Source organism: Streptomyces sp. NPDC017095 (genome assembly GCF_044332325.1).
GTDB lineage: Bacteria > Actinomycetota > Actinomycetes > Streptomycetales > Streptomycetaceae > Streptomyces.
The window spans coordinates 145,925-172,622 of sequence record NZ_JBIROU010000008.1 but is presented as its reverse complement, the minus strand read 5'-3'; the positions used below and the strand labels follow the sequence as shown (position 1 = coordinate 172,622).

At 72.9% G+C, this 26,698-nt stretch carries 19 protein-coding genes; 12 read left to right on the top strand and 7 right to left on the bottom strand.

The genetic code is table 11. The annotated features are described in order from the left end of the window. Nucleotides 1-47: 47 nt before the first annotated feature. The 3 genes from ACH4OA_RS17865 to ACH4OA_RS17855 all read right to left on the bottom strand — a co-directional run bounded on the left by ACH4OA_RS17865 (nt 48) and on the right by ACH4OA_RS17855 (nt 2,858). The gene (locus ACH4OA_RS17865) at nt 48-959 is read right to left on the bottom strand and encodes a YihY/virulence factor BrkB family protein (RefSeq protein WP_397939074.1); all 912 of its coding nucleotides are present in this window, start codon (nt 957-959) and stop codon (nt 48-50) included. A gap of 289 nt (nt 960-1,248) precedes the next feature. Beyond that, nucleotides 1,249-1,659 (bottom strand): NAD(+)--rifampin ADP-ribosyltransferase, encoded by a 411-nt coding sequence (gene arr, locus ACH4OA_RS17860; RefSeq protein ID WP_397939076.1) that lies wholly within the window; start codon nt 1,657-1,659, stop codon nt 1,249-1,251. Nucleotides 1,660-1,820: 161 nt separating this feature from the next. Then, nucleotides 1,821-2,858: an alpha/beta hydrolase gene (locus tag ACH4OA_RS17855; RefSeq protein WP_397969692.1), complete on the bottom strand. Its 1,038-nt coding sequence runs from the start codon at nt 2,856-2,858 to the stop codon at nt 1,821-1,823. Nucleotides 2,859-2,936: 78 nt separating this feature from the next. Here ACH4OA_RS17855 and ACH4OA_RS17850 point away from each other — a divergent pair, with 78 nt between their 5' ends. From ACH4OA_RS17850 to ACH4OA_RS17835, 4 genes are all read left to right on the top strand, one after another. After that, a complete protein-coding gene (locus ACH4OA_RS17850; protein WP_397969690.1) occupies nt 2,937-3,389 on the top strand; it encodes a MarR family winged helix-turn-helix transcriptional regulator in 453 nt (150 codons plus the stop codon). Between the two features lie 181 nt (nt 3,390-3,570). Continuing rightward, nucleotides 3,571-4,176, top strand: coding sequence for an RNA polymerase sigma factor (locus tag ACH4OA_RS17845; protein WP_397969833.1), 606 nt, complete (start codon nt 3,571-3,573; stop codon nt 4,174-4,176). Then, the gene (locus ACH4OA_RS17840; RefSeq protein ID WP_397969688.1) at nt 4,173-5,252 is read left to right on the top strand and encodes a CU044_5270 family protein; all 1,080 of its coding nucleotides are present in this window, start codon (nt 4,173-4,175) and stop codon (nt 5,250-5,252) included. The genes ACH4OA_RS17845 and ACH4OA_RS17840 overlap by 4 nt, the downstream gene beginning before the upstream one ends. A gap of 276 nt (nt 5,253-5,528) precedes the next feature. Then, a complete protein-coding gene (locus tag ACH4OA_RS17835) occupies nt 5,529-5,996 on the top strand; it encodes a hypothetical protein (RefSeq protein ID WP_397939083.1) in 468 nt (155 codons plus the stop codon). A 105-nt stretch (nt 5,997-6,101) separates the two neighbouring features. On the opposite strand, the gene ACH4OA_RS17830 is transcribed toward ACH4OA_RS17835, so the two are convergent. After that, on the bottom strand, nt 6,102-6,641 hold the full coding sequence (locus ACH4OA_RS17830) for an SRPBCC family protein (protein WP_397969687.1): 540 nt from the start codon (nt 6,639-6,641) through the stop codon (nt 6,102-6,104). A 210-nt stretch (nt 6,642-6,851) separates the two neighbouring features. Between ACH4OA_RS17830 and ACH4OA_RS17825 the strand changes: the two genes are divergently transcribed. The 5 genes from ACH4OA_RS17825 to ACH4OA_RS17805 all read left to right on the top strand — a co-directional run bounded on the left by ACH4OA_RS17825 (nt 6,852) and on the right by ACH4OA_RS17805 (nt 13,485). Next, nucleotides 6,852-7,415 (top strand): TetR/AcrR family transcriptional regulator, encoded by a 564-nt coding sequence (locus ACH4OA_RS17825; RefSeq protein WP_397939087.1) that lies wholly within the window; start codon nt 6,852-6,854, stop codon nt 7,413-7,415. 98 nt (nt 7,416-7,513) lie between these two features. Then, the gene (locus tag ACH4OA_RS17820) at nt 7,514-8,569 is read left to right on the top strand and encodes a medium chain dehydrogenase/reductase family protein (RefSeq protein ID WP_397946296.1); all 1,056 of its coding nucleotides are present in this window, start codon (nt 7,514-7,516) and stop codon (nt 8,567-8,569) included. A 240-nt stretch (nt 8,570-8,809) separates the two neighbouring features. After that, nucleotides 8,810-10,702, top strand: coding sequence for a DNA/RNA helicase domain-containing protein (locus ACH4OA_RS17815; protein WP_397969685.1), 1,893 nt, complete (start codon nt 8,810-8,812; stop codon nt 10,700-10,702). Nucleotides 10,703-11,051: 349 nt separating this feature from the next. Continuing rightward, a complete protein-coding gene (locus ACH4OA_RS17810) occupies nt 11,052-11,675 on the top strand; it encodes a lasso peptide biosynthesis B2 protein (protein ID WP_397969684.1) in 624 nt (207 codons plus the stop codon). 1 nt (nt 11,676) lies between these two features. Then, complete coding sequence (locus ACH4OA_RS17805; protein WP_397969682.1) at nt 11,677-13,485, top strand: asparagine synthase-related protein; 1,809 nt, start codon at nt 11,677-11,679, stop codon at nt 13,483-13,485. Here ACH4OA_RS17805 and ACH4OA_RS17800 read toward each other — a convergent pair. After that, the gene (locus ACH4OA_RS17800) at nt 13,469-14,701 is read right to left on the bottom strand and encodes a hypothetical protein (protein WP_397939097.1); all 1,233 of its coding nucleotides are present in this window, start codon (nt 14,699-14,701) and stop codon (nt 13,469-13,471) included. The genes ACH4OA_RS17805 and ACH4OA_RS17800 overlap by 17 nt on opposite strands. Before the next feature lie 458 nt (nt 14,702-15,159). Here ACH4OA_RS17800 and ACH4OA_RS17795 point away from each other — a divergent pair, with 458 nt between their 5' ends. After that, nucleotides 15,160-18,363 carry a hypothetical protein gene (locus ACH4OA_RS17795; protein ID WP_397969680.1) on the top strand — a complete coding sequence of 1,068 codons (3,204 nt, stop codon included), beginning with the start codon at nt 15,160-15,162 and terminating at the stop codon, nt 18,361-18,363. Between the two features lie 5 nt (nt 18,364-18,368). Further along, complete coding sequence (locus ACH4OA_RS17790) at nt 18,369-23,012, top strand: peptidoglycan-binding protein (protein WP_397969678.1); 4,644 nt, start codon at nt 18,369-18,371, stop codon at nt 23,010-23,012. 45 nt (nt 23,013-23,057) lie between these two features. On the opposite strand, the gene ACH4OA_RS17785 is transcribed toward ACH4OA_RS17790, so the two are convergent. Both ACH4OA_RS17785 and ACH4OA_RS17780 read right to left on the bottom strand, forming a co-directional pair. Then, entirely contained in the window at nt 23,058-24,788 is a 1,731-nt protein-coding gene (locus ACH4OA_RS17785; protein ID WP_397969676.1) for a S8 family serine peptidase, read from the bottom strand. Between the two features lie 255 nt (nt 24,789-25,043). Beyond that, nucleotides 25,044-25,514 (bottom strand): helix-turn-helix domain-containing protein, encoded by a 471-nt coding sequence (locus tag ACH4OA_RS17780; RefSeq protein WP_365872782.1) that lies wholly within the window; start codon nt 25,512-25,514, stop codon nt 25,044-25,046. Between the two features lie 382 nt (nt 25,515-25,896). Between ACH4OA_RS17780 and ACH4OA_RS17775 the strand changes: the two genes are divergently transcribed. After that, complete coding sequence (locus ACH4OA_RS17775; RefSeq protein ID WP_397939104.1) at nt 25,897-26,547, top strand: response regulator; 651 nt, start codon at nt 25,897-25,899, stop codon at nt 26,545-26,547. Nucleotides 26,548-26,698: the final 151 nt, after the last annotated feature.

Below are 26,698 nucleotides of genomic sequence, written 5' to 3'. Positions count from 1 at the left end.
GCACCGGACAGCCCACCGGTGTACAGGCGGTGGGCTGTCCGGTGCCGTCAGCCCGGCTCACCGTGGCGGGCGACGGTCACGTGCGCGCCGGCGCCTTCTCCTCGTACGGGCTCTCCTCGCACGGGCTTCATCAGCTCCGCGTTGAACTGGGCGCCGGCCAGCAGGGCCAGGTTGGACAGCCACAGCCACACCAGGAAGACCACGACGCCCGCCAGCGAACCGTACAGACGGTGGTAGGTGCCGACATGGGCGGTGTAGAGGGCGAAGCCGAGTGAGGCGGTCAGCAGGAGCGCCACCGCCAGTGTGCCGCCGGCCGCCATCCTCTTGACGGGGCGGGAGGACGCCGGGCCCGAGCGGTACAGGACGAGCACCAGGATGACGGCGACCACGGCCACGACCGGCCAGCGCAGGGTGTCCCAGACCTCCTGCGGCCCGGTACCCAGTTGCAGCGCCCGGCCCAGCCGCCGGGCCAGGCCCCCGGTGAGGAACAACGCCAGGGTCGACGTGAGCAGCAGGAAGATCAGGACGAGGGCCGTGGCGATGATGCGCGGAGCGGTGCGCCAGACCGGCCGGTGCGCGCTGACCTGGTGCATGGCGTGCAGCGCCCGGCGGAAGACGCTCAGATAGCTGCATCCCGACCACAGGGCTCCCACCCCTCCGAAGAAGACCAGTGTCCAGGCCGCCGACGACTGCCCGGCCATCTGCCGCAGGGCGTCGCGCAACAGCGCGCGGGACGCGACCGGAGTGGCCCGCGCTATGCGGTCGATGAGTTCCGGCTGGGCCGTGGGCATGGTCAGGCCCAGGATCGAGACGATCACCAGCAGCAGCGGGAACAGGGCCAGGACCGCGTAATAGGTCAGCGCGGCGGCCCAGTCCGTGATGTCGTCGTTCCAGACGGCCACCGGGGTCCGGCGCAGCGCCGCCCACCATCGAGCCCTGTCACCGTGTCCGTCGTCCATGACGCGGATGCTCTCACCTTCGGCCGGTGTGCGGAGGACCGGCACGCCTTCCGAGCCGTCGGCGGGCTCCCGTGCCCGCCGGGAAGACGGGGGGCGCGGGGCTCCGGCGACCTGGGCGGTGGTCCGGGGACACGCGACGGTGCCACCGAGAAGGGGCCGTCCGTAACCCGCTTGTGCCCTGGCGTTCCCCCCACAAACAGCCGTGCCGGCACGGCCGGTGGCGGCCGGGGCCGCCGGTGAACCGGCCCGCGCCCACCCGTCGTATGACGCAGCTCGCCCCGGACGTCCCTCAGTTGATGATCTCGGCGCGCTCGTCCACAAGGATCGCGGCCAGCCGGTCCCGCCACATCTGGAGCGCTTCGGGCGTCAGTCGCGTCCAGTCGGTGACCTCGCCGACGATCCGGAGCGGTTCCCTGCTGCGATAGGAGCGGGTGGGATTGCCGGGGAACTTCCGGTCGGTGACGTTCGGATCGTTCTCGAACTCCCCGGTCGGTTCTACGACGTACACGCGCGGGGCCCCGTCACCGGCGGCGAGTTCGGCGGCGAGCCCCGCGCCGTCGCGCAACGCGGTGAAGTAGATGTGGTTCATCACGATCTCGGGCCGGTAGTTGGAACGGAACCCGGCGGTGAGCTGATCTCCGATGCGCAGATCGGCCTTCGTGCCGTGAAAGAAAGGACCCTCGTCCAACACCTCGTCCATCGGTGCAGGTTAGCAAACCGAGGCGGCATGAGACCGGGCTGTCCGGGACGCCTTGAGCGGGCGGAGCGGGCAGGGCGGGCGGGGTGGGCGCGGCACCGGCCCGGCCCGTCGGCCCGTCCGCCGCTCGACGGCTGCGGACCCGCTCCTTCGCCGGGCCGGCTTCAGCGGGGAGCGTCGGGCCGTTCCGCGCCCCGGACTGCCGGTTCCAGGGGCTGCCCGGAGGCCGCCCGCGAGGTCCCTCCCGCTCGGACGGGACCGGCCAGTGGCGGGAGTCCCCGCTCCGCCGACGTGTGCGTCGTACGGCCGGCGCCAAGACGCTGGGTGAGGAAGAGGACCGCGCGGTCCAGCGCCTCCTCCGCCTCGTCCAGGAGGCCGGTGAACGCCTGGAACACGTGCGGCACGTCGGCGGTGACGTCCAGGATGACGTCCACCCCGGCCGCCCGCGCACGCGCGGCGAGGCGCGTGGAGTCGTCCAGCAGGATCTCGTTCGTGCCCACCTGGATCAGCAGCGGCGGGAAGCCGGTGAGGTCGGCGAGGACGGCGGGACTGAGCAGCGGCTGGCGGGGATCGGCCCCGGCGAGGTACATGGCCCCGGTGTGTTCCACGCCCGCCCGGGTGAGGACGGGATCGATGCCGTCCTTGGTGCTCATGCTCTCGCCCGAGCGGGTGGCGTCGAGGCCGGGGGAGAACGCCACGATGGCGGCGGGCAGCGGGAGGCCCGCGTCACGGGCGGCCAGACAGGTGGTGACGGCGAGGCCGCCGCCGGCGGAGTCGCCGGCGAACGCGACGGCCGAGGGGTCGGTGCCGCTGTCGAGGAGGACGCGGTAGGCGCTCAGGGTGTCCTCGATCGCGGCCGGGAACGGGTGCTCCGGGGCCAGCCGGTAGTCCGGCGACAGGGCTCTGAAGCCGGTCCCGGCCACGAGGTGTCCCGTCAGCGGCAGGGCCGTCTCGGGTGAGCCGTACACCCAGCCGCCGCCGTGGAAGTACAGGATCGTCCCGGCGCGCGGCCCGCCGTCCGGTTCGACGCGCAGGGCGGGCCGGCCACCGAGCGTCGTCCGTGCGGTGCGGATGCCGCCGGGCACCGTCATCCGGGCCATCAGCGCCGTGAACCCGGCGCGCAGGTCCTCGACCGACCGGGGGCCCTCGGGTCGCGGCTGCCGCATCATCGCGTCGACCCGGGCCCGTTGTTCCTTGCTCATGCGATGCTCCTGCCGTAGGTGGCTTCGCCTAGACTATATGCCGTGGAAGCTAATTCTGTGGAAGCGAACTCTGGTGGCGTGATCGACCTCGTCGGCTTCTTCGCCGATCTGGTCCGCTGCGAGACGCGTCTGTACAACGCCCTCAACGACCGACTGCGCGAACGGCACGGGATCGTCACGTCACAGTTCGAGGCCCTGCGCCATCTGCGCGACCATCCCGGGTCCCGCGTGGCGGACCTCGCCGCCGGGTTCGCCATCGGCGTCGGCGCGGCCAGCAAGAGCGTCGACCGTCTGGAGAAGCAGGGCTGGCTCGTCCGGCAGCCGAACCCCTCCGACCGCCGGTCCTCGCTGCTGGCCCTGACCGACGACGGCGCGCGGCTCCTCGGCGCGGCCGAGCAGACCTTCGGCGACGGACTGGCCGAGCTGATCGGCGAGACGCTCGACGGTGCCGCCGGCGCGGCCGTCGTCCACGTGGTCTCCGAGCTGCGCTCCGTACTCGAACGCCGGCAGATCGGCACACCGGCCGGCTGACGCCTTCCGCGCTGACAGCCGTACCCCGGCCGCGACCGGCCGTATCGCGGTCGCGGCCATCCGTATCCGGGCCGTGGCCGGCCGTACCCCGCCGGGCGCAGCCATGATCCGCGTGACGCAGGCCACAGGAACCCCTTGCGTGCCGTGGAGAGAAGTGAGCGTGAGGAACTCAGAGAACGAGGTGCGCCGTCGCGTGCGCGAGGGGAACCGTGAGGCGTTCGCCCAGTTGTACGAGGAGTTCGCCCGCGCCGTGTACCACCACGCGCTGCGGCTGACCGGCAACTGGTCGGCGGCCGAGGAAGTCATGTCCGAAACGTTCCTGACCGCGTGGCGGACCCGCGCACGGGTGCACGAGGACGGCGGCTCCCTGCTGCCCTGGCTGCTGGGCATCGCCACCCACAAGGCGGACAACGCCCGCCGGGCGCTGCGCCGGCGCCAGCTCTTCCTGGCGCGTCAGCCGCAGCCGCCCGCCGAGGAGGACTTCGCGCCCCGGACGGTCGGACGCATCGACGACGCACGGCGCCTGCGCGCCGTACAGGCCGCCCTCGGCCGGCTGCGCCGCCAGGAGCGGGAGGTGCTGGCCCTGTGCGTGTGGTCCGGCCTGGACTACCAGCAGACGGCCGAGGCCCTGGGCATCGCCGTCGGCACGGTGCGCTCCCGCCTGTCGCGCGCCCGCAAGAAGCTGGCGCACCTGGCGGAGGAAGGCCGGGAACCACCCGCCCGCCGCGGAGAGATGACCAGTGCGGCCGCGATCGCGGCCCTGCCCGTACGGGAGGAGCTCATATGAACGACCACACCACCGGCACTTCCCCGGAGCACGACGGCGACCGCGAGGAACTCGCGCGCCTGCTGCCGGCCCCGGCCGGCCGGGACCTCCCGCACGAGCAGCACCTCCGGCGCAAGGAATTGCTGATGCACCACATCGACCGAGACCAGGCGACCCGGGCGACCCGGGCGATCCGTACGGGTCCGGCCCGCCGGCTGCTGCGGCCCGCGCTCCTGGCACCGGCGACCGCGCTGACCCTGGCCTGTGCCCTGGCCGCGGGAGCCGTCCTGAACGGCGGCGACGGCGAGTCCGCCGGCACCGCCCCGCACCGCGCGGCCGCGGACATGCGGCCCGTGGCGGCGCTGCTGGGCCGCATCTCCGACGCCGCGGCACGGCGCGACACGCCCACGGTCCGGGACGACCAGTTCGTCTACGCCCGGGAGAAGACCCGCGGGGCCGACCTCACCAGCGGAAAAGCCGTACTCGGCCCCTTGCTGGACCGTGAGACGTGGATCGCGCAGCAGCCGGGACCCCTGCACAAGCTGGGACTGATCCGGGAGGACGGCGAGACCTTCCCCCTCAACGCCGACTTCGGTGACACCGACGGCACCCCGGCCGGCCTCGGCCGGCCCACCTACCGCTGGCTCGGCTCGCTGCCCACCGACCCCGACGCACTGCTGGCCTACCTGTACGCCAGGACGCCGCACGCCGAGGGCCGCGGACGCGACCAGGCGGTCTTCGAGCAGATCGGGTCCCTGCTCGGCGGGATGATGCCGCCGCGCACGGCCGCCGCCCTCTACCAGGCCGCGGCGCGGATCCCCGGCGTCACCCCGGCCCCGCAGGCCCGCGACGCGATCGGCCGCCGGGGCCTCGGCATCGCCCGTGACGACACGCGCTACGGCGTCCGGACCGAGTGGGTCTTCGACGCGGAGGACTTCTCCTTCCTCGGCTCCCGCAGCTATCTGACCAAGGACACCTCGTACGGGAAGACCGGAACGCTGCTGTCCAGCGAGGCCGAACTGGAACTCGGCGTCGTCGACAAGGCGGGCCAGGAGCCCGCGCACCGGGAGCGGATACCGTCCGCACCCCGGAGCTGACCGGTCCGGCCCCGGCGAACAGGTGGCGCGGCCGGGGCCCGCCGCTACGACGCGAGCCTGCCGGCTTCTCCCGGTCGGGCGGGCCACCGAGCGTGGCTCTTCCGGTCGGGCGGCCCACCGAACCGTCGGTCATGGTGGCGCACGGTGGCTGAGGCCAGGGCGGCCGGGCCGCTGGGCCGCGTCGGGACGCGGTCGGCGGAACCGACTCCTCCGGCCGCTCGACAGCCGCACCCGTCCGCCTGATTCGGCTGCCGATCGGGGGAAACCCGGCCGGACATGAAGGAGAACATAGTGCGCGGTGGCGCCGCGGGAGCCGCCGGAACGACGGTACTGAACGCCGTGACCTACGCCGACATGGCGCTGCGGGGCAGACCCTCCAGCCAGACCCCGGCCCGGACCGTGGACAAGATCAGCGAGGACGCGGGGCATCCGGTTCCCGGAACGGGCGAGACCCGGGACAACCGGCTGGCGGGGCTGGGCGCGCTGTCGGGCATAGCCGTCGGGTGCGGCATCGGCGTGGCCGTCTCGCTCACCCGCGGCCTGGGTCTGCGGCCGCCGTGGTGGCTGGGCGGGGTGGTCACCGGCGCCCTGGCCATGGTGGCGACCGACCTGCCGATGGCGCGGTTGGGCATCAGCGACCCGAAGAGCTGGTCGGCGAAGGACTGGGCCTCGGACGTGGTGCCGCACCTTTGCTACGGACTGACCACGTACGGCATGCTGGCCGCCGCCGACCGCCGGCGATAGCCCCTCGGCCGAGGTGCGTCCGCCTCTGGGGTTCGGATGCGTTTGCCTCTGGGCGAGCGGGGTGGTCGGGGGAGCGGGCCGGCCGGCCGGGGTCGTCGGGGCCGGTCAGGGGCGGGTGTCGCTCTCGGGGCGGGGCTGCTGCTCGGCCCGCTGCTTGAGGTGGTGCAGCCAGCCGTCCAGTGAGGCGTCCAGTGCCGCCTGGAGGTAGGCGGTGTCGGCGGTGACGGGCTCGCCGGTCCAGGACTCCTCGGTGTGGACGTGCACACCGTCCCCGGCCTGGGTGAAGGTCCAGACGTGCACGGCGGTGATGCCCTGGGCCGGGCCGCCCCAGACGATGCGGCGCCGCGGCTCTACCTGCTTGACCGTCGAGGTGATGTTCTCCAGGCCCTCGGTGGACCATACCCAGGAGGAACCCGGGCGCAGCGGCCCCGGGGTCCGCTTGACCGACGAGCTGACCCCGGGCTGCCAGGCGGGCCAGTTCTCGACGTCCGTCTGGATGTGCCAGACACGGTTCAGCGGCGCGGCGATGACGATGTCGTCCCGGGTGATGACCGGAGCCGTCTCGTCGATCCCGACCGGCGCGGGGGTTCCGGTGCCGAGGGCCAGGGGGAGGGCGGTGAGGAGTGCGGTGGCGAAGGTGAACACGGGAGTTCTCCAAGTTAGTTGGTTGAGGGGGTTGTTCCGGACACATAAGAGTGTGGTGGCTCACTCACATTTCGCACGCTTCGATGTGATGGCCGCCTAGTCACTGCTTCAACAAGTGAGTAGTCAACCACTCTCACTCTCGCGCGTCAATCACGCGTGCTTCTCCTCTCCTGCTTGACGGATCGCCTGAGTGAGTGATTGAGTACTCACATGAAGACGGAACGGCGCCAACTGTCCACAGCCGAAGAACGCCGGGAGACGGTGCTCCGCACGGCCATCGGGGCGTTCGCGGCCCGGGGGTACTTCGGCACCACCACCACGGAGGTGGCCAAGGCCGCCGGCATCTCGCAGGCCTATGTGTACCGCCTCTTCCCGAACAAGGAGGCGCTGTTCACCGCGGTCGTCGAGCACTGTTTCGTCCGGGTCCGCGCCGCCCTCGAAGGCGGTGCGGCGGATGCCGAGAGCGCCGCCCCCGAGGCGGTCCTCGCGTCGATGGGTGACGCCTACGCCCGTCTGATCAGCGACAACGACCTCATGCTGGTCCAACTGCACGCCCAGGCGGCCGCCGTCTCCGAGCCGGCGATCAGGGAGGCGGTACGGGCCGGGTACGCCCGCACGGTCGAGTACGTCCGCAGTGCCTCGGGCGGCACCGAGGAGCAGGTCCAGCAGTTCTTCGCCGTCGGCATGCTCTGTCATCTGCTGGTCTCCATCGACGCCGACGCCGTGTCGGCGCCCTGGACCCGCACCCTGACGGCGGGGATCACGCACTACTGAAGTCGCCCCGCGGGCGGCCCCGTGTCGGCGTACCGGCGGTCGCCCGTTTTTTCGCCCATGCAAGTGAGTGTTCAACCACACATAACCAGGAGACTGCCATGAACAACCCCTTCACCCGCGTGCCCGCCGGCCCGACGACCGTCACGGAAGCGGTGCTGCCCGGTGTGGTCGAGCCGGACGGCATCCAGCTCCGGTCCCGGCCCGCGCGTCCGGCCGGCCCTGGACAGGTGGTGCTGGCGATGGAGGCCGCCGGGGTGTCCTTCGCCGAGCAGCAGATGCGGCGCGGCAAGTACTACGACCAGCCGCCTTTCCCGTTCGTCCCCGGTTACGACCTGGTCGGACGGGCCGTGGACACGGGGGAGGGCGTGCCCGACGGGCTGCTGGGGCGGCGCTTCGCGGTCCTGACCAAGACGGGAGGCTGGGCCAGCCAGGTCACCGTCGACGCCGGCGACCTGACCGAGGTGCCCGAGGGCGTCGATTCCGCCGACGCGGAGACGTTCGTGGTCAACGGGATCACGGCCTGGCAGATGCTGCACCGCCTGGCGAGGGTCCGCGCCGGCCAGACGGTCCTGGTGCACGGCGCGAACGGCGGTGTCGGCTCCACCCTGGTCCAGCTCGCCCGGATCGCCGGGGCCCGGGTCGTCGGCACGGCCTCGGCCAGGCATCACGACGCCGTCCGGGCACTGGGCGCCGAGCCCGTCGACTACCGCGCCCCCGACCTGGCGGACACCTTGCGCGGACATGCGCCGCAGGGCTACGACGCGGTGTTCGACCACGTCGGCGGCGAGGGCATCGTCTCCTCCTACCGGCTGCTCGCCGCGAAGGGCACCCTCGTCTCCTACGGCACCGCCTCCACCCGCGACGTGCAGGGCTCCTCCAAGGCGCCGGTCCTGAAGCTGCTCACCCGCCTGACGCTGTGGAACGCGCTGCCCAACGGCAAGGGCGCCCACTTCTACAACATCTGGGCCGGACACCGCCGGCTCGACACCTTCCGCGCCAGGCTGCACACCGACCTGGGCCGGGTCTTCGCCCTCCTCGCCGAGGGCCGCCTGACCCCACAGGTCGCCGCCCGCGTCCCGCTCACCGAGGTCGCGGAAGCGGTACGCCTGGCGGAATCCGGCACCGTGGTCGGCAAGGTCGTCCTCGTACCGTAACCACCCGAGCCCCGCCGGAGCACCAAGTCGTCCGCCCCCTCATCGTCAGCCGTGGCCGAGTCCGTGCGGAACCGCCTCCTCTTGATCGCCCCGCTCACCTAGAATGTCGGCCGAACATCTCAGCGGCCCGACGGGCTTCCTGATCCGCCCCGTACCCGCCTTCGCGGCGGCGCGCGGTGGACACCGGAGGACATGCCCCCACCCGCACGAGTCTTCTTCGTGCTGCCTGGGGGCATTTCCTTGCTGTTCCGTGAGTCCGCGGCGTCCGTGGCCGCCCGCATCCTCGAAGGGTCGCTGGCGCTGCACCTGACCGAGAACTTCCGCCACCTGCACGGCCGGACGCCCGCACAGGCGGAGATACGGTCCTGGGAGCGCAGCCTCCCCGCTCTGGTCAACGCCCTCCTGGAGGCCGGGCTCGACGAGGTCGAGGTCGTCATCGAGTACAGCCTGCCCCTCACCAGCAAGCGCGCCGACGCCGTCCTCGCCGGTGTGCACCCGGCCACGGGGCAGCCGTCTTACGTCGTCGTGGAGTTGAAGCAGTGGAGCGCGGCCCGCCCGGACGAGGACGACCCTCTCCTGTGCCGGCTCGACGCCTATCCGCAGCCCGTCCTCAACCCGGTCGAACAGGTCCGCGGCTACTGCGAGTACCTGCTGTCGTTCAACGCGGCCCTGGAGCGCAGGCCCGAGTCCCTCGCCGGTGTGGCCTTCCTGCACAACGCGACCGAGTCCCGTATCGCCGGGCTCCGGAGCGTCAAGGAGGACCAGTACGGCCGGATGTACACGGGCGACCAGCGCGGTGCCTTCCTGGACTTCCTGCGCTCCCGGCTCGCCGCCAAGCCCGGTGCCGAGGCGGCCGACATGCTGGCGGAGGCCAGGATCAGGCCGTCCAAGCGACTGATGGCCGTCGCCGCGGCCGAGATCCGCGACCGCGAGCAGTTCGTCCTTCTCGCCGAACAGCGGGTCGCCTACGAGATGGTGATGTCCGCCGTGCGCAAGGCCAGGCGCGGCAACCACAAGCAGGTCGTCGTGGTGACCGGCGGTCCCGGGTCCGGCAAGAGCGTCGTCGCGATGTCGCTGCTGGGCGAGCTGTACCGGCGCGGGGTGTCCGCGCTGCACGCCACCGGGTCGGCGTCGTTCACCAAGACGATGCGCAGGGTCGCCGGGCACAAGAAACGCGAAGTGCAGCAGCTGTTCAAGTACTTCAACAGCTTCATGGACGCCGAACCGAACGACATCGACGTGCTGATCTGCGACGAGGCGCACCGGCTGCGGAAGACCTCCGCCAACCGCTACACCAAGGCCGAGCTGCGTACCGGCCGGCCGCAGGTCTCGGAACTCATCGATGCCGCCCGGGTGCCGGTGTTCCTGCTGGACCAGCACCAGGTGGTGCGGCCCGGCGAGATGGGCACCAAGGAGGAGATCCGGCGGGCCGCCGCCGCGCAGGGACTGGACTGCACGGTCGTCGAACTGGACGGCCAGTTCCGGTGCGGCGGCAGCGACGCGTACGAGAAGTGGGTCGTCGACCTGCTCGGCCTGGAGGGCGGCACGCCCAGCCAGTGGGAGTCCGACGGCAAGCTGGAACTGCGGACCGCCGAGAGCCCGCGGGAGCTGGAGGACTTCCTCGTCGCCAGGCGCGCGGAGGGCTACAGCGCCCGGATGTCGGCCGGTTACTGCTGGAAGTGGACGACCAGGGTCACCCCGGAGATGACCGCGCTCCCCGCCGACGTCGTCATCGGCGACTGGGCGCGGCCGTGGAACGTGTACGGCGACCGGTCCGTGTTCGGGGCCCCGCCCGCGCCCCTGTGGGCCACGGAACCGGAAGGATTCGGCCAGGTCGGCTGCGTCTACACCGCGCAGGGCTTCGAGTACGACTGGTCGGGCGTGATCATCGGCCCCGACCTGGTGTGGCGTACGGACCGCTGGGTCGTGGACCGCACCGCGTCCAAGGACCCCGTCTTCACGAAGGCCACCCCGGACAGCGAGATCGACCGGCTCGTCCGCAACACGTACAAGGTGCTGCTGACCCGGGGCATGGTCGGCACGGTCGTCTACTCGACCGATCCGGAGACACGGGAGAAGCTGCGGTCGCTCGTCCGGCCCACCTCCGGGGCGGAGGCACCCGCGCCGGTGTAGCCGGGCGTCGAGGCCGCGTTGGGACGGTTCCGGCGGAGCGGACGGGCGCGGTCCGGGTCGTGGGCGAGGGGCCGTACCGCCGGCCGGGAGCCCGGTCCGCGTCCTGTGTTCCGTTCGTCGCGGACGTGGTCCGGTTGCGGGGGATGCCGGGCGGCGTAGCCTGGAGTTGATCTGTCGGGCCAGGCTCTGGAGGTAGGCGATGTTTCTCCGAATGCTGCGGCGTCGCACGTCGCGTCGGCTGGTCCGGCTCGGCAACGGCCGGCTGATCCGGGGTTTCAGCGGCGGGCTCTACGACGGTCACGGGTACCAGTCCTGACACCGTCCACGGCAACACCCTGGAGGATGCGCGGTGGCAGCGGACGGTGACGGCCTGGCGGCCGTGGCGAGGATCCTGTCACCGCACTGCCGTGTCACCCGCATGTCCGACGGCGCGCTGATCGCCGACTGGAAGCGGACCCGTTTCCTCGGGATGGCGGCGGCCGACGTACGGAAGCTCACCACGGGAAGCCCGGAGGAACGCGCCGAACTCGTCACCGCTCTCACCCGGGCCGGGTGTGTGCCGGGCCGCCGGACGAGGCGCGCGGACGCCGGTGTCGGACTCTGGCTGCGGGGCGTGCACCTGCTGATCCGGACCATCGGGTTCGGGCGCGTCCTGCGGCTGCTGTCCCTGGCCGCTCCGGGGTACGCCCGGGCCGACCGGCCCTCCGCGGCGGAGGTAGGGCGGCTGAAGCGGGCGGTGCTGCGGCACAGCCGCGGCAGCTGGCTCGTCGACGGCGACTGCAAGTCCGAGGCCGTGACCGCCTTCGTCCTGCTGCGGCGGCGCGGTCTGGCGGCCACGCTCCACATCGGAGTGCGCGAACACCCGCTGGCCCTGCACGCCTGGACCGACTCGGCCGGCGTGTGCGTCCCGGACGCCGACCCGCGCGGACACTCCTTCACCCCGGTGCTCGTCATCGACGGCGGGGGACGGTGACATGGACGCGCTCCGCCTCGACTGGGACGGCGGCGCACCGGCCTTCCGGACCGCCGGCGCCATGGCGCGCCGCGGACTCGTGACGACGGTCTCCTCACCGGCCGGCACCGCGGCCGTCGTCGGCTGGGTGGGCTCGGCCCGCGACCGGACGGCGGGCGCCCACGGCCTCCTCGACGCCTTCGGCCGCCGGGGAGAAGCCCCGCCGCCGCCGGCGGGCGACTACGCGGCCGTGCTGGTCTGCCGCGACCGCGTCTTCCTGCTCCGCGACGGACAGGCCCGTATCCCCCTGTTCTTCCGGGCGTCCGGCGGCCGCGTGCGGGCCGTGAGCACCTCCGCCCGCAGCCTGGGGAGCGCCACCGGGCTGGAACCGCGCTACTTCTGCCGGTACCTCACCGGGAACCTGGCACAACCGCACACGGACCTCACCCCGTTCACCGGTGTGCACCGCGTCCTCGGCGGGGAAGTGGTGGAGCTTTCCCCCGACGGGCGGCTGCTCAGCCGTACGCGCCCCGTCCGCCCGGCCGCCGACCCGCCGGCGCCGGCGGCCGGCGACCTCCGCCAGGCCGCCCGGGAGCTGCGCCGGGCACTGGAGGACGCCGTCGGACGCCGGATGGGCACCACGACGGCCTGCCATGTCTCGGGCGGCACCGACTCCACCAGCGTCGCGCTGCTCGCCGCCCGCCTGCTGGCCGAGGGGCGGGCCGGCGCCGGGGACCTCGTGCTGCTCGCCGGGCGTTTCTCCCGCGGCGAACTGGCGGCGGAGCGGCCGTACCTCGACCTCGCGCTGGCGGAGATCCGCCGGCAGGCGCCCGCCGCCCGCCCGGTCGTCGTGGACGCCGACGACGTGTGCGACTTCGACGACTTCCGGCACCACGCCGGTGACACCCAGGAACCCCACGCGCACGCCTTCCGCGCCCCGTTCTGGAGCAGACTCCACTCCGAGGCCGCGCGACTGGACTGCGACACCCTCCTGACCGGCTGCGGAGCCGATCCCGTCGCGGACGCCAACCCGTTCCACCTGCACCGGCTCGCCCGCACCGGCCGGCTCGGGGAGCTGACCCGGCAGGCCCGCGCCTGGGCCGCCGGGAGCGAACGGGGCCTGCGGGAGGTCGTCCGGGCCTACGTGGTCCAGCCGGCCCTTCCGCTCACGGCCGAACGCTGCACCGCACTGGTGCGCGGCCGGACGGTGCTCGGCGGCCTCGGCACCTTCGGCCGGCCCCCGTGGCTGCGGTCCGGCTTCGCGCGGGCGCACGGCTACCGGCAGGCCGGTGTCGCGGAGAGCCGGTTCGTCTTCGGGCGCAGGCCGGAGCAGTCGCTGTACGAGGCCGCCAACTACCTCGCCGCTCCCGACCCGCTGTCCTGGCACCGCGCGCGGCGGGACGGGTTCTTCCTCTCGCACCCGTTCCTCGACCCGGAGGTCGTCGCCACGATGCGCCGCCTCCCCTTCGCGGCCGCGTTCCGGCCGGGCCGGCCCAAGGCCGTCCTCCGCGAGGCCATGGCGGACCTGCTCCCCGCGCCGATCGGCGGCCGGTCGTTCAAGGTCCCCTTCAACGACCTCTACGCCCGCGGCCTGCGGACACACGGCGACGAACTCATCGCCCTGTGCCGCTCCGCCCGGCATCCGCTGGTCGCGGAGATGTTCGACGTGGAGACGCTGTGCCGGGCGGTGCGCGAGGCCCGGCTCGGCATCGGGGACGCCTACTCCTGGGACCGCATGAACAGCTCGCTCGCCCTGGTGGCCTGGCTGGAAGGGCTGGAGCGGCACACCGGCGGGACCGGAGCGGCGGCAGCCGTCAGCGCTGGCTCTTGATGTCCCACAGGTTCTGCTGGTACGGGCCCGCGATGAGGTCGACGAGGCCGTACCGGCCCGACACCTCGCGCTGTTGTGACGGGCTGGGATTGTGCTCCTCCTCGCCCCGCCGCGCGATGGACGTCACCAGCCGCGCGCCGTGCGGACCGAAGGTCCAGTAGACGGTGACGAAGCGCGCGGACCTCGTGTGCTCGTCGATCGCGTTGTTCTCGTGCACCCTGGCCTGGTAGATGAGGGAGTCGATCCCCTTCTTCTGCTGCTCCTTCACCCAGCCGGGGACCGGGCGCTTGCCCCAGGAGAGCGCCTTGAAGTCGAGGGGCGGCTGGAGCACCAGCCGGTCCTTGCGCGCGAGGCTCGCGGTGGCGTAGAACGCCACCTGGTCGTACGGCGTGCTCATGGGCAGTTGCAGCACCAGCCGCGTGCTGAAGGTGTCACTCGACTCGATCCACTGGCCGTACGGCATCCACTGCTGTGCCTCCAGCATCTGGCCGGGCTGGTGGATCTCCCTGCGGGACAGGGGGTTGATGTCCGAGGACTTGGACCATTGCTCGGCATCGGTCCGCCACTGCCCGCGCAGCCGGTCCTTCGAACTCAGCGGCACTCGCTGGCCCATCGCGTGGAATTCGGTGCCGAGCACGTAGAAGCCCACGTCGCTGCGGTTCCGCAGGGTGATGTCGACCGGTATGGCGAACGCCTTGCGGTCCTTGCTCAGCACCGCCTTGCCCAAGGACAGGGTGATGAGGGGCCGGGTCTCGCGCTGGTAGGGCAGATAGAGGTTCTGATAGCCGAAGTTGCCGATCGCGATGACCGTGGGAACGATCACCGCGGCGGCCAGCCGCTTGGGCGCGGGGACCGAGACCGAGGCCCGCCACACCGCGAAGACGGCCCACACCGAACCCGCCGTGAGCACGCCGAACAGCACCGGATAGACATGGGACTCGCCCTCCTTGATGGTCTCGGCCAGCAGCAGGGCGTTGCTCAGCAGGGCCGCGAACACGCCGATCAGCGCGACCAGGCCGGAGTAGGGGAAGCAGCGCCCGACCCAGTGGTCCAGGACGGCGGCGGCGGCCAGCAGCGTGGTGACCGAGACCGCGATGAGGACGGCGCCGGTGACACGGCCGGGGAACGTCAGGGCATGCGCGAAGTCCTCCAGGCCGAACCGGCTGAGCAGGATCGTCGTCGCCAGCAGGACGAGCACGATCACCGACAGGGTCACCCGCGACCGCCAGGTCTTCAACGAGGGCCGGCGCGCTGTCGGGCGCGCAACATAGCGCCGCTTGGGGGGAGTCACTCGGTCACTTCACCTCCTGCCGTCGGTTGCGCGTGCGCGGCACGCCGTCGGAGCCCGTCCTGTGTGGCACGCCGTCAGGAAACCCGCTGCCGTGCCGTGAGTTCGAGCACCATCCTCCGGGGCGGTCCGCCGGGTCGCCATCGGTGCCGGTCCGGACGTGGTACCGGCGCGGCCGGCCGGGTGGGCGCCGGGATCCACCCGGGGACTCCGTCGCCGTAGGGCCGGCGGGGGCCCCGGCCCGGACCCGGCGTGCGGACACGGCGGCCGGCGCGCGGTGGCGCGGATCAGGCACCGGAGCGAAAATGGAGGGACAGAGGGAGGGGGCAGCGGCCGTCGTCGCGCGCTGTCCACGATGCTCACGACCTCGATCGAGGCGTTTCCCCATGGCCATCCACATCGCCCGCCCCGTCGTCCCGCGGCTGCTCGGGCAGCGCGGCCATCCCGGCGGGGACCACGGTGGCGGTGGACACGGCGGCGGCGGGGACCACGGCGGCGGGGACGGCGCCTTCGGCGGGCACCGGCACGGCCCGGGCGGGCCCCGCCGCGGAAACGGAGACCGGCCGCCCGGTCCGCCCGGCCCCGGCCCGGAGAGGCCGCCGCGGCCCGCTCCGGGCGAGGTGCAGGACCTCGCCGAGGGGCCCTTCCGGGTGGTGCGGCCGGCGGACATGCTCGTCGTCGACATCAGCCTGGTCAATCTGCGCTACGACGGCCACCGCCTGGTGCCACGGGTGCCGGGCACGCCGGCGTTCGTCCTGGCCGTGCTGCCGCCGCAGCATGTCGTCGAGCAGTCCTTCCTCCTGGGGAGCCCGCTGCCGCCCGTTCCCGTCGCAGCGGTCACCGCCGGTCCGACGACGCTGGCCTTCTCGGTGCCGGCCGGCCTGGACGGCCTGGCCCTGTCACTGGACGCGCTGCTCGACTGGCAGCACCTCGTGCCGCTGACGGTCCCGCCCGGCGCGGGGAACCCGGACCCCGCCGGGTCGACGGTCTTCCACGGGGTTCCCGGAAGCGTCATCGAGTTCCCCCTCCGGCTGCTGGTCACCTACGACGATCAGGTGGACTGGCTGAGCCGGCGCAAGCCCCACCAGGCCGACGGGCGCACCGCGCTGTGGCACGCGCGGCTGCACGGCGCGCACGGCGCGGACGCACTGCTGCGGGCCGTCGCGGCGCTCCCGGGCCGGGGCTTCGCGGACACCCCGCTCACCGCCCGGAACCTGGACGACCTCGTCACCCTCACCAGCCGGACCGAACTCGTCGTCCCGGGCGACGGCCCCATCGACGTCCCGAGCGCGCCCCTGCACGCCGAACAGTTCATCGTCACCCCGCTGGGCGCGTCGGCCCATCTGCACGGAGCCTGGGACGTGGTGTCCGAGGACGACAGGCCCCGGTACCCGCTGGCCGGGCGGCCCTCCCCGGAACTGCTGGCGTACGACCACATCACGGCCCTGGGCCGGGACCAGTACCTGCGCGTGGTCACCCGCGGCGTCATGACCCCCGGTAACCTGGCCGCCCACGTGCACGAGTTCCGCCGGGTGTTCGTCGCCTCCCCGAACGACGGCATCACCGCCTACCTCCAGCAGGAGGAGCACGTCATCATCAAGCAGCCGGAGGTCGGGTACGGGCCGGACACCGGCTTCCCGCACGCCGGACGGGAGATGCCCTTCCGCGCCCTGCGGATCACCGACCGCGTGACCCCGCCGATCAAGTCACCCTCGACGACGGTGCGGGACCCCAATGATCCGAGGGTGCCGCTGCAGGACACAGACGCCTTCTGGGTGCGACTCCTCGACGGAACCGACCACCAGTTCACCCTGATCGGAACGGACTCGGAGGGCCGGGCGGTCAGCTTCAAGATGCCCCTGATCTTCATACCCGACAAACTCGAGGACCCGGAGCCCCGGGTGGCGGATCTGGTCCGCGAAAACCCCGGCCGCATGCAGGTCGGCTTGCGCGGTCAGGTGATGGCGATGGCGCAGCCACCGGCCGGTGCCTCCGGCAGCACCAGCCACGCGGTCGACACCCTGACCTTCGCCGTCGGGCGCACCTCGCAGCAGAACGGGCGCGCCGCCGTCCGGCCCCACGTGCGGTCGGCGACGGTGCGGGTCCCCGCCGTGGAGCAGTTCCTCGCGAACGCCGGCGCGGTGCCGGTCGAGTTCGACGACACCTACCTCAAGCAGGGCATGGAGAACCACCCCGCGGGCGCTTACCTCGGGCTCAAGCCCCCGATTCCGCTCACCGTCGCCGGAGAGCAGGCCGGTGGCGTCGCCAGCCCCAAGACCGAGCTGAGCCTGATCACCACGCAGGCGGGTGTCGTTCCGGACGTGTTCCAGACGGACCCCACCGGGGCGGTGACCGGCGCCCGGAGCCTCGATGAGCTGCGAAAGGCGTTCGGCGGGGCCAGACTCCTCGGCAAGATCTGCCTGGACCGGTATCTGCGCGACGTGGCGGGCGGCCTGGACACGCTCCGCGAGCTGAGCGAGGAGCGGATCGAGGCGATCCTGAACGACCCCGCCGGCCTGTTGCCCGCGCCCGTGCTGCGGGTGCGCGACCTGGCGGACTCAGGGGGCAAAGAGCTGCGCTACGTGTGGAAGACCAGGCTGGGGGATCCGGGACCGGCGAACCCGGGCGAACCTGACGCGTTCCCCGTCGATCTGCGCGATGCCGTGCTGACCCTGGAGGCCCGCACCGTCCGCGCGAAGGACGCGGTCGACCAGGCCGTCGTGCGGGGCAGACTGAACGGCTTCGCACTCGCCTTCTTCGAGATCGCGCGCGTGGACATCGCCGAGCTGGCCTTCGAGACCGGCCCCGGCAGGAAGCCCGAGATCACGGCCAGCGGAGTGGCGCTGACCTTCGAGAAGGACCTGGAGTTCGTCAACACCCTCCGCGACGCACTGCCGGCCGACGTCTTCGGCTCCGGCGCCTACGTGGACGTCGACGACAAGGGTGTCCGGGCGGGCTACAAGTTCGCGCTTCCGGCCCTCACGATCGGCGTCTTCACCCTGGCGAACGTCTCCCTCGCGGCGGAGCTGGCCATCCCCTTCGGCGCCGAGCCCGTCACCTTCCGCTTCTCCGTCTCCGAGCGGGAGCACCCCTTCAACGTCACCGTGTCCCTGCTCGGCGGCGGCGGCTATTTCTCCATGCTGGTCAACACGACCGGGGTACAGCGGATCGAGGGGGCCATAGAGTTCGGCGGCGCCGTGGCGCTGAACCTCGGGGTCGCGAGCGGCGGCGTCTCGATCATGGCGGGCATCCGCTTCACGCTGCAAAAGGTGGAGAAGCAGCCCGACAACGTCTCCCTCACCGGTTATCTGCACTGCAGCGGATTCCTGTGTGTGCTGGGCATCGTCACGGTGTCCGTCGAGTTCTCCCTCGAACTGACGTATGTGAAGAGCGGCCACCAGTCGGTGGTCCACGGCAAAGGCACGCTCACGGTCAGCGTACGGATCGCCTTCTTCAGCAAGTCCGTCACGCTCGAACTCGAACGGAGCTTCTCCGGTGCCCCGTGCGACCCGACCTTCGCCGAGTGCGTCCCGCGGGAACCGTACTGGCGCCAGTTCTGCGAGGCGTACGCCCCCCAGCCCCACGGGTGATGTCCATGCCCCTTGAACAGCACATCAACTGGACGGTCCTCCCGGCCGGACTCCCGGACGACGGTACCGGGGTGCGTGTGTCGGTGTTCGTGGCCCCGCGGCTGCTCCCGGCCGAGGCGGTGAACGCCACGCTGGCCGGCTTCCCCGACTTCCTCGCGTGGCCCGAGAAGGTCAAGGCGGCCACCTTCCGGTTCGCCACCGCCGACGGCACCGCGACCCCGCCCGTGCCCTTCACCGGTCCGCTCAAGCCGCGGGGACCGGCGCCCGACACGGCCCTGTGGACGAGTCTCTTCCACGAGGCCACCCCGCTGGAGCACTACACCTGCGAGGCCCCCAAGAAGGAGATGCGCAGCTACTCGGCGCGGCAAGTCCGCGACTTCACCCAGCGCGTCTACGCCAGGGCGGCGAAGGACTCGCCCGAGACACCGCCCCCGACGAACGACATGCTGCGGCGCGCCCACGCCGAGATGCTCGCGGGCCGGCCGGGGACCCACATCCTGGAAGCGCAGGCCGACAACGCCGTGCCCGTGGAGCTGGCGGAGCTGGACGCCTTCCACCGGCCCTCGGCCGCCGGCCCTTCCGGGACCGACGGGTCGCCGCCCGGGGGTCAGTCGCTGGCCGCCGGGGAGCCGCCGGCCGGACCCCACGCGTCCCCGCCCGGGCCACTGCTGGACTTCCATACGATGCTCACCTCGCTGGGCGACCACCCCGTGCTGCTGCGACGCCTCGGGCTGGTGCTGGACTTCGTCCTGCCGGCCGGGCTCCCCGAGTCCGACGGCCGGCAGGTGCTGACCGTCCTCCCCGTGTGGCACCCCGAGCCGGGCCCCCAGACGTACAACGTCCCCTGCCTCACCCGTTACTTCTTCGGCCTGGACCCCCTTCCCCCGGTTCCGCCCGCGCCCGCCCGCCGGATCTTCCTGCCCACGGCGCCACCGCCTACCGTCCCCGACCCGTCGACCACCGCCGACCCGTCGACCACCGCCGACCCGCCGGCCGCCGCTGACCCGCCGGCCGCCGCCGACCCGCTGGCGTCGCCGGCCCGCGGTCTCGTCGCGCTCGCGGGCGACTTCTCCGTCGAGCAGGCGGACGTCGAGGGAGCCGCCCTGAAGCTGCTGCAGGTCCACGAGGAGGCCACCGGGCTGTCCCCGGTCCGCGCCCATGGGATCGCGCTGGTCAGACACCACCGCATGGCCGGTCTGCGGTCGGCACTCGACCGGGCGGCCGATCAGGACAGGACCTTCGGCGACGTGGTCGCACACCAGCGCGAGCAGCGGACGCGGCCCCCGCACGGGGAGGCGGCCGGTCCGCAGGCCGCGGGGCCGGCGCCCCAGGCCGCGCAGCAGGAGCCGGCCGCTCCCGTGCTCTTCGCCGACGACCTGGTCCGCGGCCACCGGCTGGACATCTGGGACGAGGACCGCGCGCGCTGGTTCTCGCTGCACGCCCGGGAGGTGGAGTACCGGCGGCCCCAGGACGGGCCACTGCTGCTGACGGCCGCCGACGAGGGCTTCTTCCAGGCCCACCTGGTCTCACCCCACGGCGATCCGGCGCTCTACGTACCCGAACCGCTGGTCGTCTGGCGCGGATGGTCCCTGGCCGCGCCCTTCCCGGGCCTCGTGCTGGACACCGACGACGGGGACCCCGACACCCAGAAGGCTCCCAACGCCCCGGTGCCCCTCAGGAACGAGGCGCCGCCGGGACTGCCGCTGGAGATCACGGTCAGGGCGGCACGCGGTTCGCTGCCGGCCCTGCGCTACGGCCGTCGCTACCGGCTGCGGCTGCGTACCGTCGACCTGGCGGGCAACGGACTCGACCTGGCGCAGGCCGATGCCCTGATGCGGCTGCCCGGTGTGGCGGTCCCCGATCCGCCGCTGGTCTTCCGCCGGTTCGAGGCCGTCCCGGCGCCGGCGGTGGTACCGAGACTGCCGCTCGCCGAAGGCGCCTCCACCTTCCGGATGGTGCTCCGCAGCAGCCCGGGCGACCAGCCGCCACCGGCCGTCCCGGACGCACCCGTGGACAACGAGCCGACCGTCCTCCTGGCCCGTGTCAAGCCCGGCCTGACCAACGACGACATCGCGGTCGTCCAAGCGGCCCTCATGGCCGTGGGCCACCGCCAAGTGGGCGGCGTGGACGGGTTCTTCGGTGATATGACGAGGGCCGCCTATGCCGAGGAGCAGCGGCAGCAGGGTTTCTCCGGGGCCGGCGCCGACGGCGCTCCCGGCTGTGAGAGCCTCACCAACCTCGGGCGCAGGGCCGGCTTCACCGTCGACTGCGGCCATGGCCCGCGGCCGGCCCCGGGAGCCGGCCGCACGGCGGAGCAGTACGCCGCGGAGTTCAACCGGTCGCCGCTGGTCACCCGCGAAGGACACGTCCCTTACCAGGGCGCCGACGAACGACACGTCGTGGCACCGAAGACATCGCTGCGGTGCGTGGAGTGGCACGGGCTGCTGGACGCGGCCATCGGCTCCACCGACCACGCCGTGCAGGACGCGGTCTACGAACTGGCCGTGCGCGAGAGCGGCGCCCTGAACGATCCCGGCCCGGGCGTACGGCTGGAGACCGTCGGCTCATCGGCGGCGGACCCCGGCCACCCGGCGGCGACCCCCGGCCACCCGGCGGCGACCCCCGGCCACCCGGCGGACCCCCACCACCCGGCGGTGGTCGCCCTGCACACGGGCGAGGACGTCCCCATGCGCGGCCTCCCCGACCCCCTGGCCCGCGGAGCCGCCCTGTGGGACCTGCCGGGCATGCCCCCCGGCACGCCGTTCCTGATCCCCTGGGACGGCGATGCCTGGCACCGCCCGCGGTCCTTCAGGCTGAGGCTGGCCGAAGGCACCGCGCCGCCCCGCTTCGACCGGGCGTCCCGGGTGCTGACCGTGTCGCTGCCCCCGGGCGCCGCGGTCACCGTCCGGGTGTGCTCCGCCCTCGACTTCGACGCCGACCTCATGGGCATGGCCGCCTGGTCCCGGGAACCGGCGCCGGGCACCGAGGCCGAGCGGGCGGAAGAGCTGCGCAAGGCCGACCACGCGCTGGAACTGGCGGCGGCCAACGGCCACTGGATGTTCACCCCCTGGCACGAGCTGACCCTCGTGCACGCGGTCCAGCGGCCGCTGCGGACCCCCGTGCTGACCCTGTCCCCGCCGACGCGCACGCGCGCCAGGAACGCGACGTCCGAGCAGCTCGCGGGCACCATCGCGCTGGACGAGAGCAGCACGGGCCGGATCGACCTGGTCGCGGAGTGGACCGAGGTGACGGACGAGGGCCCCGACGGGACCGTCAGCCGGCCCATGACCGCGCCGGTGTTCGGACTGCTCACGGCGCGGGCCTCCCGGACCGGCATCCCCGGCACGGACCCCGCCGTCCTCCAGCACGGTGTCCTGACCTTCGACACCCAGGCGGCCGAGGACAGGGCCACGGCCGACAAGACGCCGCCCCTGCTCACCCGGCACGAGTTCGGTGACACCAAGCACCGCGAGGTGCGCTACCGCCCGCTGGCCGGCAGCCGGTTCGGTGACTGCTTCCCGCCCGCTCCCGCTCCCGCTCCCGCTCCCGCTCCCGCTCCCGCTGCGGGGCCGGCCGCACTCGGCCCGAACGCGCTGACCGTCCAGGGCGCCGCGCGGGCACACTCGGTGCCCAGCAGCGCGGCACCCACGGCGCCCCAGGTCCTGTACTGCGTCCCTACCTTGTCCCTGGAGCAGACCGCGGGGCCGTCCGGTGCCGTGGTCCGGCGCCGGCGTGGCGGAGGCATCCGGGTGTACCTGGCCCGCCCCTGGCTCTCCTCGGGCCATGGCGAACTGCTCGGTGTGGTCCTCGGCGAGCCGCCCGGCGGCAACCCCGCGTCCCTGCGCGATACCTGGGTCACCCTGATGGGCCGAGACCCCGTCCACCGCTCCGCGCCCGTCGTGGCACCCACCCCGGACGTGTTCACCAACGCGGTGGGGCAGCCCAGGAAGCTCCTGCTGTCTCTGCCCGGCGGCTCGCTGCCCGTGACGGTCGTCGGCTTCGTCCCGCAGTTCGACGCGGGGGAGCCGGGCGGCCGCTGGTTCTGCGACCTCGAACTGGACACCAAGGACGCCTGCCTGCCCTTCGTACGGCTCGCACTGGTCCGGTACCAGCCCGCCTCGATCCCCGGTGAGGAGGTCTCGTCGGTCGTCCTCGCCGATCTGGTCCGCACCCTGCCGGACCGGCAGCTCACGGTCCGGCCCGGGCCGCCGCTCTCCGTCACGGTCACCGGCCCCTCCTGGGACCCCACCGCGTCGACGCGGCCGCGGATCACCGCCACCCTCCAGCGCCGGCACGACGTCGTCGGCGACGACGACCTCGGCTGGGTGACCCTGGAGGACACCGCCACCGTCCTCACCTCGGCCGAGGCGGAGTCGACCCGCACGCCGTCCTACAGCGGCGCGCTCACCGTACCGGCCGTACGGCACGGAGCACCGCTGCGCCTGCTGGTCATGGAGACGGAGGGCATCCCCGCCGACGGCCCCGCCGCCCCCTCCGCACCCCAGGGACCGGTGATCTACTGCGACACCGTGGACCTCCCGCCCGGCCACCACGGCCATGACGACGACCGCGACGACGGACGTGATGACGGACGCGACGACGACGACCGCGACGACGACCACGGACACGACGGGTTCGGCCACCACTGACTTCGTGTCAGTGATGGCCGGCGGCACAGCCCGTACGGCGCCCGATCAGACGAACTCGTGCGCGATCAGCTTTCGCAGGTCCGGCATCACGCCGATGGAGGCGCCCGGAGCACCCGCCGTACTGTTCCGGGGATCGGTCAGCACCTCGCGCATGCGCGCCGGCCTGAGCTTGCCGGGCCCGCCGGTGCCGGGGTTCAGCGTGGTGAACAGGTTCTGGACGAGCAGGCACACGCCCGCGATGACCGGTGCCGCGCCCGAGGTGTTGCCGAAGAAGGGTCCGGTCCAGTACGCGTCGGCTTTCGTGGGCGCGTTCGGGTTGCCCGAGGTGACGATGTTCTCGCCCCACGCGTAGCAGTCGACGCGGCTGCCGAAGTTGCTGGACGGCCCGCGGCGGTGCGGCGGCGCGGACGCGGCGGCGCCGACCATGACGGCCCGCGAGTCCCGGAACTCACCCGGCGCCGTGCGGTTCAGGGCGTGCCGGCCGAGATGGTCCACGAAGCCGTCCAGGTCGGCGGCGCCGTTTCCCGCCGGCTCCACGACGACGACGCCGAGGGCGGTGGCCAGTCTGACGGTCTCGAAGCAGACCCGGTCGGTCTCCACCGGTACGGGACGGTCGGTGCCGCCGATCTGTGCCACGAGCTGGACTTCCAGCAAGAGCACGTCGCCGGGGGTGAGTTCCGACTGCGCCCGCATGATCATGTCCGCGACGGTCTGCCGGCTCTTCGTCGCATTGGGCTCCTCCGTGGGGCGGAAGTACGAGATGAGCCGCGCCGAGGTCTTCGGCGCGATCCCGCAGATGCCCCGCGCGTTGTCGGTGCCCGCGACCTCGCCCACGACGGCACAGCCGTGTGCGAAGCTGCTGTTGCGGTTCACCCCGTCGATCAGCCGCAGAGGGGCGGGCAGGTCCTCGTGGCCGACGAACCAGCCCTGTTCCAGGTCGATGAACTGGGTGCCGCCGCCGTCCGCGCCCTTGGCCCAGGCCGCCTGCACGCCGACGCCGTCCCCGGCCGGCCGCAGGTAACCCTGCTGGGCGAAGAGCGGATTCGCGGTACCGACCACCGGATCGGAGGCGACCGGCACGGTGTAGGCGTACTCGACCGTGCCCGGGACCGAGGCGAGGGCGGTGGCGAGCGCCTCGGTGTCGCACCCCGTCGGGCAGTCGATCTCCAGGTAGGTGTTGAAGTCCGGCGGTGTGTAGTCGGGTTCGTCCTGGGTGGCACGGTCGGTCATCGCCTGGAGCTGCCCGGCGGAGACCGAGTCGAAGACGCGGTGCGCCGTCAGGTCGGGAAGCAGCGCGCGGACCGTCTCCACGGCGGCCTCGCCGTCCGGCCCCAGCACCTGGGACGCCAGCTCGTCGAGGCCGAGGCTGCCGCCCGGTTCGAGCGGCACGGACACCCCGTCCGCGACCTTGACGATCACCTGCGGCAGCACCTCCCGGTCGGTGAGCCGCACCTCGGTCCCGGAGGCCGGGTCGAACAGGAGGGTGCCCTGCTCGAAGGCGTTCACGCGACCGCCGGCGACGTCCGGGGCGTCGGACTCGTCGGTGAGCGGGTAGCCGAGTCCGCTGCGTTCGGCGCCCAGCTCCAGGTAGGTGTCGAGGATCAGGCCGTGCAGCTCGAAGGCGTCACCGATACGGGGGTGGAAGTAGATGCGGCCGAACTGATAGGCCCGGCACGCCCCGCCGTCGTACAGCGGCTCCTCGTCCCCGGTCGCGGCGCCCAGGTCGAGTACTCCCCGGGAGATCAGCGCGTCGTGTTTGTCGTCGATCTGCGACATGGGTCCTCCAGGAGCGACTGCGCGGGCCCCTTCCTCCAGCGTAGGCGCCGACGGCCGGGGGTGCGCGGGCACAGCGCGTCGCCGGTGACACCTCGGCCGGTCCCGGCAGCCGCCGGCCCGGACCGGCGCGGACCGGCGCTGGGGGCACGGTTGCCGGGCCCGCCCGGCCGGTGCCTGGCGGGGCGGAAGGGCCCGGGGCCCGGGCCGGTGGCGGGCGGGGGCGGAAGGGCCCGGGGCCCGGGCCGGTGGCGGCGCTCAGGCCGGCCTGTCGGCCGGCGGGACGTTCGACGGGTCCAGGCCCTCCAGTTCCCGTAACTCGCTGACGAGGGCGGCGACGCTGCGCCGGCCGGCCTCGGACAGGGCGCTGGCCCGCAGGGCGAGGTCGGTGATGCCCGCCTTCCTGAGGGCCATGAGCAGGTCCAGCTGCTCGTCGATCCGTGCCGCCTCGACCTCGTCGAAGAAGTAGGCCGCGCTGACCCCGAAATACCGGGCAAGAGCCTCCAGGTGCCGCTTCGTCGGGTTGGCCTTCTTGCCGGTGTGGAGCTGCCAGACGTAGGTCCCGCTGATCGTCTTCTCGCCGGCCGCGATGTTGATCGCGGTGGCGACCTCCTCATGGGAGGGTTTCCGTCCGTTCGCGAACGCTGTGGTGAACAGGCGGTCGATCTTCTGCGCGAGGGTCCGCGCGGAATCCGTCGCGCCGCCCAGTGCCGGCGTGTCGTCGCCCATCGGCCTTGCCCTCTCTTCAACCCCCATCCGCGTCGTCAACTCTAGTGAGGACGGCGGCGGGAACTCCAGTGGCCGCGGAAGCGGAGGGTACCGCGTGGCCGGAAAGGCTCCTGCCGTGCGGCGTTGATCACTGTAGTGTCCACCTGGGTCGTCAACTCATGTGAATGAGCCGAGAGTTCGAGCATGACGCCACGGACCGCACCACCGGGTCATGGCGCTCCTGGAGCCGAGGAGAAGACGCGTTGGTCTGCCTGCGCCGCACGGTCGGAGATCCCACCCACAGCCGCACCGGTCCACCGGGGCTTAGCCCCGGCGCCTCCGGGAAGCCGATGTTTCCGGCCATTCCGAATCGGCGGACCACCACGGCCGTGCGGGGAACGGCATGACCATCCGGGTGCTCGTCTGCGACGAACTGCCGGTCATCGGGCACGGGCTGAGCACACTGCTGGACGCCGTGGCGGACATCGACGTGATCGGCACGACCGGCAGCGGCACGGAGGCCCTCGCCCTGGTGCGCACCGAGCGGCCCGATGTCGTGGTCACCGATCTGAGCCTGCGCGCCCTGTCCGGTCTGGAGCTGATCCGCCGGCTGCGCACCGAGGACGCGCCGCCCCGCACCGTGGTGTTCACCCGGATAACCGACGCCGACGAGACGGTCGGCGATGTGCTGCACGCCGGCGCGAGCTGCCTGCTGGGCAAGGACGCGAGCCCGCAGGAACTGGTCACCGCGATCCGGGCGGCGGCCGCGGGCCGGACCGTCCTCGCGCCGGACGTCGCCGAACGCCTGGTCACCTGGTTCCGGGCGCAGGACGCCCCGGAGCCCGCGCCGCACCCGGAGGTGACCGAACTGACCCCCCGGGAACGGACGGTGACGCGCATGGTGGCCCGGGGCATGTCCACCGAGGAGGTGGCCCGCGAGCTGACCATCGGCGTGGCCACCGTGCTCACCCATCTGTACCGCGTGCGCACCAAGCTGGGCGTCCGCGACCGCGCCCAGCTCGTCTCCCGCGCCTACGAGGTCGGGCTGGTCTGACCGGCCGTACGGCACTCCCGTCCGGCCGCGCGCCTCCCCGGCCGGCACCCCAGGACGCCCGGCACCCCCGCACCCCGGCTCGCGCGGGCCTTTGTTCCGGGGCCGTTACCCGGGTTCCGGGGACGTTACCCGGCCGGCTGCCGGCCCGCCG

Bases quoted from the DNA above. Each gene is read 5' to 3' on its own strand.
- ACH4OA_RS17865 (WP_397939074.1), bottom strand. From the start codon at position 959: ATGGACGACGGACACGGTGACAGGGCTCGATGGTGGGCGGCGCTGCGC.
- arr (WP_397939076.1), bottom strand. From the start codon at position 1,659: ATGGACGAGGTGTTGGACGAGGGTCCTTTCTTTCACGGCACGAAGGCC.
- ACH4OA_RS17855 (WP_397969692.1), bottom strand. From the start codon at position 2,858: ATGAGCAAGGAACAACGGGCCCGGGTCGACGCGATGATGCGGCAGCCG.
- ACH4OA_RS17840 (WP_397969688.1), top strand. From the start codon at position 4,173: ATGAACGACCACACCACCGGCACTTCCCCGGAGCACGACGGCGACCGC.
- ACH4OA_RS17835 (WP_397939083.1), top strand. From the start codon at position 5,529: ATGAAGGAGAACATAGTGCGCGGTGGCGCCGCGGGAGCCGCCGGAACG.
- ACH4OA_RS17825 (WP_397939087.1), top strand. From the start codon at position 6,852: ATGAAGACGGAACGGCGCCAACTGTCCACAGCCGAAGAACGCCGGGAG.
- ACH4OA_RS17820 (WP_397946296.1), top strand. From the start codon at position 7,514: ATGAACAACCCCTTCACCCGCGTGCCCGCCGGCCCGACGACCGTCACG.
- ACH4OA_RS17805 (WP_397969682.1), top strand. From the start codon at position 11,677: ATGGACGCGCTCCGCCTCGACTGGGACGGCGGCGCACCGGCCTTCCGG.
- ACH4OA_RS17795 (WP_397969680.1), top strand. From the start codon at position 15,160: ATGGCCATCCACATCGCCCGCCCCGTCGTCCCGCGGCTGCTCGGGCAG.
- ACH4OA_RS17790 (WP_397969678.1), top strand. From the start codon at position 18,369: ATGCCCCTTGAACAGCACATCAACTGGACGGTCCTCCCGGCCGGACTC.
- ACH4OA_RS17785 (WP_397969676.1), bottom strand. From the start codon at position 24,788: ATGTCGCAGATCGACGACAAACACGACGCGCTGATCTCCCGGGGAGTA.
- ACH4OA_RS17780 (WP_365872782.1), bottom strand. From the start codon at position 25,514: ATGGGCGACGACACGCCGGCACTGGGCGGCGCGACGGATTCCGCGCGG.
- ACH4OA_RS17775 (WP_397939104.1), top strand. From the start codon at position 25,897: ATGACCATCCGGGTGCTCGTCTGCGACGAACTGCCGGTCATCGGGCAC.